This window comes from Candidatus Pelagibacter communis (assembly GCF_001180105.1).
Classification (GTDB): Bacteria; Pseudomonadota; Alphaproteobacteria; order Pelagibacterales; family Pelagibacteraceae; genus Pelagibacter; species Pelagibacter ubique_K.
In genome coordinates, this window is the sequence record NZ_CVSO01000069.1 from 1 (window position 1) to 1327 (window position 1327).

The 1327-nt window shown below is 37.9% G+C and carries 1 protein-coding gene; it reads right to left on the reverse strand.

Annotation, left to right across the window (positions count from 1 at the left end; all coding sequences use genetic code 11):
• On the reverse strand, window positions 1–1294 hold a 1294-nt coding region (atpD, locus tag AMN84_RS04350; RefSeq protein ID WP_075483737.1), incomplete at its 3' end, for a F0F1 ATP synthase subunit beta.
• Window positions 1295–1327 lie beyond the last annotated feature (33 nt).

Here is a 1327-nt window from a genome sequence, read left to right on the forward strand (position 1 = left end):
TTATAGTTGAGTCTAGATCTACCAATTTTCCAGGTGATCCAGTAAAAACCTCTGCAACAAAGAATGGTTGAGATAAAAATCTTTGTATTTTTCTAGCTCTGGCTACAATTAATTTGTCCTCTTCGGATAGCTCATCCATTCCAAGAATTGCAATAATATCTTGTAAAGATTTGTAGGTCTGAAGCACTTTTTGTACTTCTCTAGCTACTCTATAATGTTCATCACCAACAATTCTTGGATCTAGTATTCTTGAAGTTGAGTCTAAAGGATCAACCGCAGGATAAATACCTATTTCTGCTATCTGTCTCGATAATACTGTTGTTGCATCTAAGTGAGCAAAAGATGTTGCTGGTGCGGGGTCAGTTAAGTCATCTGCAGGCACATAAATCGCTTGTACTGAAGTAATTGAGCCCTTGTTTGTTGTCGTAATTCTCTCTTGTAGGTTACCCATATCTGTAGCAAGAGTTGGTTGATATCCAACTGCTGAAGGTATCCTGCCTAATAATGCTGAAACTTCCGAGCCAGCTTGTGTAAATCTAAAAATATTATCAACGAAAAATAACACGTCTTGGCCTTCTTGATCTCTAAAATATTCAGCAACAGTCAATCCAGTTAACGCTACCCTTGCTCTTGCTCCTGGGGGTTCGTTCATTTGACCATAGACTAATGCAGCTTTTGAACCTTTGCCTTCTGGCTTAATTACTCCTGAGTCAATCATCTCATGATAAAGGTCATTTCCTTCTCTAGTTCTTTCCCCTACACCTGCGAAAACCGAAAAGCCACCATGTGCTTTAGCAACGTTATTTATCAATTCCATAATTAAAACAGTCTTTCCAACACCTGCACCACCAAATAATCCAATTTTTCCACCTTTGGCATATGGCGCTAAAAGATCAATTACTTTAATACCTGTAACTAATATTTCAGTCTCTGTAGATTGATCATTAAATTCTGGAGCCGCTCTATGGATTGGCCAATTTTCTTTACTCTTAACATCACCTTTTTCATCAATAGGTTCACCAATGACATTTATAATTCTTCCTAAAGTTTCTGGCCCGACTGGCACTTTAATTGGTGCACCTGTATCTGTTACTTCATCTCCCCTTTTTAGACCCTCTGTAGAATCCATAGCAATGGTTCTCACACTAGACTCTCCCAAATGTTGGGCTACTTCTAAAACTAACCTGTTCCCAGCATTTTTACATTCGAGTGCAGTTAAAATCTCGGGTAATTCTCCTTCAAAACTTACATCGACAACTGCTCCGATGATTTGAGTTATTTTTCCTTTTCTCATATTATAAACTTTCTGCTCCTGATATTATTTCAA